This is a genomic window from Streptomyces sp. 150FB, from assembly GCF_000818195.1.
In the GTDB taxonomy this organism is placed as follows: Bacteria; Actinomycetota; Actinomycetes; order Streptomycetales; family Streptomycetaceae; genus Streptomyces.
The window spans coordinates 7,868,526-7,877,257 of the sequence record NZ_JTHL01000001.1 but is presented as its reverse complement, the minus strand read 5'-3'; the positions used below and the strand labels follow the sequence as shown (position 1 = coordinate 7,877,257).

Below are 8,732 nucleotides of genomic sequence, written 5' to 3'. Positions count from 1 at the left end.
ACGGGCGGCTGACGCTCGGCGTGAGCGGGGCCGTGCACTCGGCGGAGGGGTTGCACGGCGCACTGGAGGAGGCGCGGCACGCGCGCAGGGTCGCGGCGGCGCGCCCGGGACGGGTGTGCGCGGCCGGCCACCACGAACTGGCGTCGCACGTCCTGCTGCTGCCGTTCGTCCCCGACGACGTACGGCGCGCCTTCACGGCGCGGCTGCTCGATCCGCTGCGGGAGTACGACCGCAGGCACCGCGCCGAACTGATACCCACACTGGAGGCGTTCCTCGACTGCGACGGCTCCTGGACGCGCTGCGCGTCCCGGCTGCATCTGCATGTGAACACACTGCGCTACCGGGTGGGCAGGATCGAGCAGCTCACGGGCCGTGATGTGGCGCGCCTGGAGGACAAGTTGGACTTCTTCCTGGCGCTCAGGATGAGCTGACGAGCGGCCCGTACGCAGAGAGCCGGTGGCGTCGTGCGAACCGGCGTACGGACCGGCGTACGGACCTGAGTACGTCGGCGTACGGCGGCGTGCGTCTCCGGGCGCCGCCGTCCCGGTCGTCGGATCTCCGGATCGTCGGATCTCCGGGGCCCCGATCTCGTGAGGATCGATGCCATGTTGACCGGTGTCATCCGCACGGGTCAGCACGATCCGATGCCCCGCGCGAGGGCGTTCCCCGTCATGATCCCGTCACCGGCCGCACACGAGTCGTCGCAGGTGACGACCGTGATCACGCGTCAACGGCCCGGTCACCGGGGCGCGGAACGCCCCGCTCCCCCGTACCCCGGGGGCGACGCGACCGGCCCAGGGATTGTGAAAAGTTTCACCCGCCCTATTGGCCCCGGGTACTGATCCATGCTGAGATGCGTCTCACACTCAACAGCACAACGGCGCGCTCGGGGAGGGCAATGTGGCGCATCCCGCCATGTCTCGTTCCGGAACCACTGCCGGTGACGACCCACTCCAAACCGCCGTATGGCGGCTGCGTTCGCGCGGCTGCTGGACCGACGCGGCGGCCCTGCTCCAACCGCACACCGCTGCGGCTGCCCCGGCTCTCCAGCGGGCATCGCTGCTGGTGGAGCGGTGTCTGTTCACGGCGAAGGGCTGGGCCGAGGCCGAGGACGCGCTGCGTACGGCCGAGGCCATGGCCCACGAGGACGACGAGCGCGGCGAGGCCGCGTGCGAGCGGGGCCATCTCGCGTACGCCTCCACCGTACTGGGCGTACAGGACCGCGCCGACGAGGCGCGTGCGGCGCTCGGGCGGGCGGCCGCGCTACTCGATCCCACGGCGCCGGGGCGGGCGTTGCTCGACTTCCGTCGCGGTCTGATCGCCGAACATGTCTCCGATTCCCCGCAGTCGGCGGGTGCGGCCTATCGCAGGGCGCACGCGGCGGCGACCGTGAACGGTGACAGCCTGCTGCTCTCCTTCACCTGGCGCCATCTGGCCGGCCTCGCCCTCCGGGAGGGCGAGTTGGCCGAGGCCAGGCACGGCTTCGCCGAATCACTGCGGATCCGCGAGGAGTTGGGCTACCTGATCGGTACGGCGCCGGCGCTCGCCGCGCTGGCCGACGCCGAGTCCGAGCCGGAGGCCACGCGCCTGCGCGCGGAGGCCGGGCGGCTCTTCCGTTTACTGGGCGGACTGCCGATCTGGCTGGCCGACCAGATCACCCCGCCGGCGACCGTCTGACCCGGCCGGCCGGACGGTAGGACGCACTGGTCGGCAGGACGCGCCGGACGGTGAGACGCGCCGTCCGGCCGGGACGTTCAGAACAGCCAGGGCAGTGTGCGCTCGGGGTTGAGGGCGATCAGCAGCAGGACAATCACGAGCACGACACCGACGACGGCCTTGACGCTGCTGTCCCCGCCGGCCCGGCCGTTCGGTCCGTACGGGGAAGGGCCCGTCCGCCAACGGTCGGGCGGGGGCGGGCTGTTGCGGTCCACGCGGGTCCTGCGGCTCGGCCGCGTCGCGCGGTACCTACGGGGGCCCCGGCCCTTGCGTCCCAGGCCGCCGCGGCGCCGGCTCCGCTCGTACTCCTCGTCCTGAAGTCGCAGCCGCTCGGTCACCATGCGCGCCCGCGCCGACGGTTCCTTGGGCGCGGTGAGGCGCGCCGGGCCCTCGCTCTCCTGCTGGAACGTCGCCCACTCCTCGTCGGTTATGTGCCGGTCCTCGGGAGACGGCGACTGTGCAGACATGAGGTGGGGCGCTTCCTCTCGATGGGCGGCTCACATTCAAGAGAGACATTGGTACATGCGTGCGCGCTTCACGCACAAGTCCGTCACATGTTTCGTGATCAGGGAGTGACAGGAAGCCCGGATTCCACTCCCGGGCCGGGATCTCCGTCCTGTTCCCGGCCCTCGCCCTGCCATGAGCGCCACAGGCTCGCGTAGCCGCCGCCCGCACTCAACAGCTCGTCGTGCGTGCCGAGTTCGGTGAGCCGGCCGATGTCCATCACGGCCACCCGGTCGGCGTCGCGCGCGGTGCTCAGTTCGTCGTCGGTGGCCGAGGGCGTGGCAAGCAGCAGGTTGTTGCCCAGCATGTCCTGGAAGACATGGAGTTCCTGCGTGACCAGGACGACCTGCCTGCGTAGTTGATCCGGGTCCAGCCGGGCAATCGGCACGCCGCCCACCGTCACCGAGCCCGTACGTGGTGCGCCGATACCGGCGAGCAGCCTGCCGAGGGTCGACTTGCCCGCACCGGAAGGGCCGACGAGCGCCAGGCGTTCGCCGCTGCGCGTGGGCCCAGCAGATCTGGGCCAGGCCGACCGGGTCCGGCAGGTGGATCAGGCACAGCGGCGGGTTCGGAATCTCTGTGCGCGTCGTCCCCGTTGGGATCCGCTTTCCCGTGTGCCATCCGGGTCAGGTTAGCAATCAGGGCGATTCGTCCGGTGTACGGGGTGCGGCGCCCGGGGCACACCAAGGCGCCCGCCGCGCCCGCGCGTTCAGCGCGCGGGCCTCCTGCCGGGCCCGCCCGTGAAGTGCCCCTGGACGAGCGACTGCACGGCCGGAAGATCTCCGGCGGTCAACGCCTCGAGCAGCGCGGCGTGTTCGGCCGCGTCGGCGATCAGGTCGGCGCGGCTCAGCGCCGGTGCGCTGACCAGCGGCCACTGGGAGCGGCGGTGCAAGTCGTCGGCGACCATGACCAGTTGCTGGTTGCCGGAGAGCGCGAGCAGCGCGCGGTGGAAGGCCCGGTCACACTCCGCGTAGCCGGCCCGGTCTCCGAGAGCGGCGGCCGTGGCGGTGGCGTCGGCCACGGGCCGCAGGCCGTCCCACAGGTCCGAGGGCACCGTGCGGGCCAGCCGCAGCATCACCGGCACCTCTATCAGGGCCCGTACTTCCGCCAGCTCGGCCAGCTCACCCGCGCTGCGCCGGGCGACCCGGAAACCGCGGTTCGGTACGACCTCGACCGCGCCCTCCTGGGCGAGCTGCTGCATCGCCTCACGCACCGGCGTCGCCGACACACCGAAACGCTCGCCGAGCACGGGCGCCGAGTAGACCTCGCCGGGCACCAGCGAACCGCTGACGAGGGCGCCGCGCAGGGCGGCCAGTATCTGACCGCGTACGGAATGGCGCCGCACCTGTCCCGGACCCGCCCCCTCCCCTGCTCCCGACCCCTGCGGATCGCAGTGTGTGTGTTCGCCGCGCACCTGCTCGGGGACCCGGGCCGCCCCGTACGCGCGGGATCCCGGCAGGTCCGCGCCGGGCGCGTCCTCCCCGGTCCCGTACACGCCCGTACCGCACGCGGCGACCTGCCACGGCTCGGCCGCGCTCTCCCGTGCTCTGCTCTGCTCCACCCGGCTTCACCTCCGGCAACCGCTCGGACCGCCCCGGCTCGCGCGGGCGGGATGCTCATCTGCACGATAGGCGGACATCGGCGCGGTTCACACATCGATCACATCGGGTAAGGTAAGGCTTACCTGCAAACGATCGCGATTCGGTGGTCCCCTGCATGACCGTCCACGCCCTGTTCGCCGCCCCTCCCACGTCACGGACGTCGCCCGTCTCGGACGCGTACGCCCGTCTGGCCGAGGTGTTTCCCGCGCTGCGCGTCGGCGAGTTGACCGACGGTGACCGGCCTCCCGCCGGAGGCGGCTGGGTAGGGGCGGCCGAGCTGGCGGAGGGCGGGGCGGCGCTGGACGCTTTCCTGGCCTGGGACGTGGCGCAGATCCGGCGTGACCACGGCGAGCAGGCGCGCCCCGATGTGATCGCGAGCCTCGCCCTGCACCGGTACGCGTGGCCCGCCTGTCTGCTGATCACCGTGCCGTGGTTCCTGCACCGCAGGGTGCCCCGGCTGCCCGTCGGACAGGTCGCCTTCCAGCGGGCGCTGGGCCGGATGACCGTACGGATCGACGAGTTCGCGTGCCTTCCCGGCGACCCGGCGGCCACACTCCCCGGTGCGCGTGTCGTACCGGACGAGGAGGCGCTGCGCGCCGAGGTGCGTACGGCTGTCGCCGAGCACCTGGGTCCGGTCCTCGAAGGTTTCGCGCCCGTGATGCGGCGGGGCAGGCGCGCCCTGTGGGGCATGGCGACGGACGAGATCGTCGAGGGGCTCTGGTACGTCTCGCACCTGCTGGGCGAGGAGCGGCGCGCCATGGCGGAGCTGGAACTGCTGCTGCCCGGCACGGCCAAGCCGTACGTCGGTGGTGCAGGCTTCCGCGAACTGACCGGACCTGACGGCGAATCGCTACCCACTCGTGACCGTGCGAGCTGCTGCCTCTTCTACACTCTGCGTCCCGAGGACACCTGCGCCACATGCCCCCGTACAGGCGACGAGGAGCGGGTGCGTAAGCTCAGCGCGCGCAACTGACTATCCGTCACCCGTGGATTCACCTCACCCGTAGGGGTGATATTAATTCGGGCATGACAGCCGCAGTCCGGACGGCAGTTCTAGCGGACTGCGTCCATTTGTGTGCCTCTGCGCCTCGTTGGCGTTCTCTTGTCCCAAACCCCCCTGAGAGGCACGGAACTTCCGTCAAGATGGCGCCCGAAACGCCCTACTGCGATGCAAGGAACACCGCATGCGACTGACCGACATATCGCTGAACTGGCTGCTCCCCGCCGCCGTGCTGCTCGTCGGCATTCTGGCGGCGGTTGCCGTGCTCGCGCGCGGCAAGCGCAACAGCGGCAAAACCTCGGCAGAAGACTCCTGGGAACGCACCGAGGAGCGCCGCAGGCGCAAGGAAGCGGTGTACGCGACCGCTTCGTACGCGCTGCTCTTCTGCTGTGCGGCGGTCGCCGCCGCACTCTCCTTCCACGGCCTGGTGGGCTTCGGCCAGGAGAACCTGGGTCTGACCGGCGGCTGGGAGTATCTGGTCCCGTTCGGACTCGACGGTGCGGCGATGTTCTGCTCGGTGCTGGCCGTACGTGAGGCCAGCCACGGCGACGCCGCGCTCGGCTCACGGCTGCTGGTGTGGCTGTTCGCCGGCGCTGCCGCCTGGTTCAACTGGGTCCACGCGCCGAGGGGGTTCGGCCACGCGGGTGCCCCGCAGTTCTTCTCGGGGATGTCCCTGTCGGCCGCTGTCCTCTTCGACCGCGCGCTGAAGCAGACACGCCGGGCCGCGCTGCGCGAGCAGGGCCTGGTGCCCCGCCCGCTGCCGCAGATCCGGATCGTACGGTGGCTCCGGGCACCGCGCGAGACTTTCGCCGCCTGGTCGCTGATGCTGCTCGAAGGCGTACGCACACTCGACGAAGCAGTCGAGGAGGTCCGCGAGGACAAGCGTCAGCACGAGCAGAACAGGCACCGCAGGCGGGACCAGCAGCGGCTGGAGCGGGCGCAGATAAGGGCGCTCAACCGGCAGCACAGGCCCTGGCCGCGTGGCCGTGGCGGTGGCCGTCAGGTCCCGGCTCTGAACGCGTCCGGCGCTCCGGCGGCGGCCGTCGGATCGGCGGACCCCCTCCCGGCGGAGCAGCCACAACTCGCACCCGCCACACCACGGCCTTCACTTCAGGCCGTGCAGGGTATGGAGTCCCGCACCGTGGATCTCACGGCTGAGGACGACACCCAGACGCTCCCGAGGCTCGACTCGCTGGAGCAGAAACTCCAGGATCTGGAGCGGCAGTTCGGCTGAGCACAGTGAGCACCGGCCGCCGCGCACACTTCGGTGGGCGCGGTGGTGAACGTACGGACCGGCACGGCGCGCAGGCGCCGTGCCGGTCCGTATTTCACGTGGTGGGTGATCGCCCGGTCGGTGGTGGGTGCTGGGTTGGCGAGCTACCCCGCCGCGTTCGCCGTGCTCAGCTCCCGCGCCCTCTCCTGCGTCCACACCACGGCCCGCACCCGCTCCTCCTGCTCGGCGCCCGCATGGTCACGGACCGCGCCGCGCGCGATGCGGCCGCGCAGCAACGCCAGCCTGCTGACCGCTGCCTGGTGGTCGGCGACGGCCCGGGCGGCTGCCCGGCCGGAGCGGCGCCGTACCTGGGCCCGCAGGCCCCGGCGCCGGGACAGGTCGGCCAGCAGCGGCACCTCGTCGGGCAGGATCCATCCGGCCTCGGCGATCCCTGGCAGCTCCGCGACGACCGTACGGGCCTGCCGGCGGCGGGCCAGGACCACCAGCACGATCAGCCCGGCGAACAGCGGCACCATCACAAACCCGTAAATCTTGAAGAGCAGCGTGGGGCTCGCCGCCCTCAGCGCCGTCGTGTCCCAGAGCGCGTGCATCCCTGCGGCGGCCAGATAGCCGAGCAGCACCGCGAGAATCCGCACCCCCACCCGGCGGCTCGCCACCGCGATCCCGGCACCGATCCCGATCAGGCAGGTCCACACCGGATGCATGAAGGGCAGCAGGACCATGCGCATACCGAGCGAGGCGACCACCTTGACGATCGCGTCCCGGTCGGTGAGTGTGCCCCCGAGGAATTCGGTGACCGCGCGCCCGAGATACAGGATGTTCTCGGTGAACGCGAAGCCGGCAGTGGCCACACCGGCGTAGACGATGCCGTCGATCAGCCCGTCGACCCTGCGGGGGCGGAACACCAGCAACGCGACCACGAACAGCCCCTTCAGGCCCTCCTCGCTCAACGGTGTCACCACCATCGGGCCCCACCGGTCGATGGCCCCGTGCCCGGCCGTCGCGTCGAGCAGCCGTGTCGCTCCCGCGAGGACCGCCACGGCGATCGGCGCCGCGATCCCGGCGCCCCAGCAGAAGGCGACGAGCAGCCGACGCGGCGACTCGCGCTCCCAGCGGTCCACCCACCGGAAGGCGGCCAGTACGGGGACGATCGTCACCGCCGCGCACAGGATGCCGATCAGTACCCCGGACACCCCGATCTGCCGCCCTATCCAGCCGAGCGTGGCCAGCCACCCCAGCGCCGTCACGACGAGGCCGACGACCGTAAGACGGCTCCGCGCTTGCGCCGGACTCCGCACGAACTCTCCCTGCACGAACTCTCCCTCTGTTCCGAACTCTCGGTCCGCCGATCCCGCCGACCGCGCCGACCTCGACCCCACCGACCCCACCGGGGCAGGCGGCATCGCCACAGCGGCGCTGCCGCTGTGGGTGCCTTCGGGGTGATCAACGGGACGGCGTGGCTCGAACGCTAGGCGGGGGAGCCGTATTCGCGCGCCGTCGCTTCGGACGACTTCGGTGCCGTTTCCGGGTCCTCCGGAAGGAGGAGTGCGGTACGGGGGAGGTCGGCGCGGACCGTCCAGCCGGGGCCTTCGCCGGGACCGGCCCACACACTGCCGCCGAGCAACGCGGCGCGCTCCCGCATCCCCACGATCCCGAGCCCGGCGCCGCCACCGCCCGGCCGGTGGCCCTCGGCCGGGCCGCTGTCACTGACCTCGACCGACACCGCCCCGGGCGCGTGCTCCACCCGTACCCGCGTCGGGGCAGGCCCGGCGTGGCGCAGCACGTTGGTCAGCGCCTCGGTGAGGATCCGCTGCGCGAACAGCTCCGCGTCCCCCGGATCCGGAGCGGGGACGCCGATCAGCTCGGTCTCCACCGGCAGCCCGGAGGCGCGGACCGGTTCGAGCAGCCGGTCAAGCCCGTCGCTGTCCAGGACGACGCCGTGCGGGTCCGGCGTCAGGCCCGCCAGTTCGGGCAGCGCGCCTGCGACCCGGCGGCCGGACTCCGCGATGTACGCCAGTGCTTCGGCGCGGCCCGCCGGACCGGACGCCATCCTGGCCGCGCCGGCCTGTACGGCGACCGCCGACACATGATGGGCGACGACATCATGCAGGTCCCTGGCGACCCGCAGCCTCTCCCGGGCGACGATCTCGCGCTCCGCGGCCCCGGCGCGCTCCCGCCGGCCGCGCTCGGCACCCAGTCGGCGCCGTCGTACCAGCACCCCGGCCAGCCACAGCGGCACAACGCCGACGCAGGAGAGGAACGCCACCGCGATACCGGGCAGGGTCCACGGGATGAACGTGTCACCGAACGGCCACAGCACGATCGGCGCGGTCAACGCGACGACCACCGCTGACCGGCGGGCGGGCGCACGGGACGCGGCGCCCCACATCAGCAGAGCCCACCCGGCCGAGGCCATCAGGTTCGTGGCGTCCAGCGAAGCGGCGAGCAACGCGCAGCCACCCCAGACGAGTACGCCGGGCAGCGGGGCGGTACGCCACCAGGCGACGGCGGCGAACTGCACCGCCACCACCAGCAGTGCGAGTGGGGAGCCGAGTGGCAGGTCGATCAGGGCGAGCAGCCGTTCCACGACCGGCACGCCGGACGACACGGTCGGCAGCGCGGCCAGGACGAGCGCAGGAGCCACAACGGCAGCCAGCGCGACCGGCCCGGCCCGGTC

Annotated in this window: 8 protein-coding genes and 1 pseudogene; 4 read left to right on the top strand and 5 right to left on the bottom strand. The window is 72.1% G+C overall.

What is annotated here, in order from left to right:
• Nucleotides 1-431, top strand: a 431-nt coding sequence (locus QR77_RS33800; protein ID WP_040025838.1) for a helix-turn-helix domain-containing protein, incomplete at its 5' end; no start/stop codon positions are given.
• Between the two features lie 484 nt (nt 432-915).
• Nucleotides 916-1,677 (top strand): hypothetical protein, encoded by a 762-nt coding sequence (locus tag QR77_RS33795; RefSeq protein ID WP_236710927.1) that lies wholly within the window; start codon nt 916-918, stop codon nt 1,675-1,677.
• 77 nt (nt 1,678-1,754) lie between these two features.
• Here the strand turns inward: QR77_RS33795 and QR77_RS33790 are convergent, their stop codons facing one another.
• From QR77_RS33790 to QR77_RS33780, 3 genes and pseudogenes are all read right to left on the bottom strand, one after another.
• A complete protein-coding gene (locus tag QR77_RS33790) occupies nt 1,755-2,183 on the bottom strand; it encodes a hypothetical protein (RefSeq protein ID WP_040025836.1) in 429 nt (142 codons plus the stop codon).
• 98 nt (nt 2,184-2,281) lie between these two features.
• Nucleotides 2,282-2,722 (bottom strand): annotated as a pseudogene (locus tag QR77_RS33785) (ATP-binding cassette domain-containing protein); the annotation flags it as partial.
• Between the two features lie 207 nt (nt 2,723-2,929).
• The gene (locus QR77_RS33780; RefSeq protein WP_052489781.1) at nt 2,930-3,679 is read right to left on the bottom strand and encodes a GntR family transcriptional regulator; all 750 of its coding nucleotides are present in this window, start codon (nt 3,677-3,679) and stop codon (nt 2,930-2,932) included.
• A 257-nt stretch (nt 3,680-3,936) separates the two neighbouring features.
• On the opposite strand from QR77_RS33780, the gene QR77_RS33775 reads away from it, so the two are divergent.
• The gene (locus QR77_RS33775; protein WP_040025834.1) at nt 3,937-4,794 is read left to right on the top strand and encodes a (2Fe-2S)-binding protein; all 858 of its coding nucleotides are present in this window, start codon (nt 3,937-3,939) and stop codon (nt 4,792-4,794) included.
• A gap of 211 nt (nt 4,795-5,005) precedes the next feature.
• A complete protein-coding gene (locus QR77_RS33770; protein ID WP_040025833.1) occupies nt 5,006-6,055 on the top strand; it encodes a DUF2637 domain-containing protein in 1,050 nt (349 codons plus the stop codon).
• Nucleotides 6,056-6,198: 143 nt separating this feature from the next.
• On the opposite strand, the gene QR77_RS33765 is transcribed toward QR77_RS33770, so the two are convergent.
• Nucleotides 6,199-7,353, bottom strand: a complete 1,155-nt coding sequence (locus QR77_RS33765; RefSeq protein ID WP_040029102.1) for a PrsW family intramembrane metalloprotease — start codon at nt 7,351-7,353, stop codon at nt 6,199-6,201.
• Nucleotides 7,354-7,523: 170 nt separating this feature from the next.
• A partial coding sequence (locus QR77_RS42530) for an ATP-binding protein (RefSeq protein ID WP_236710926.1) occupies nt 7,524-8,732 on the bottom strand: 1,209 nt, incomplete at its 5' end.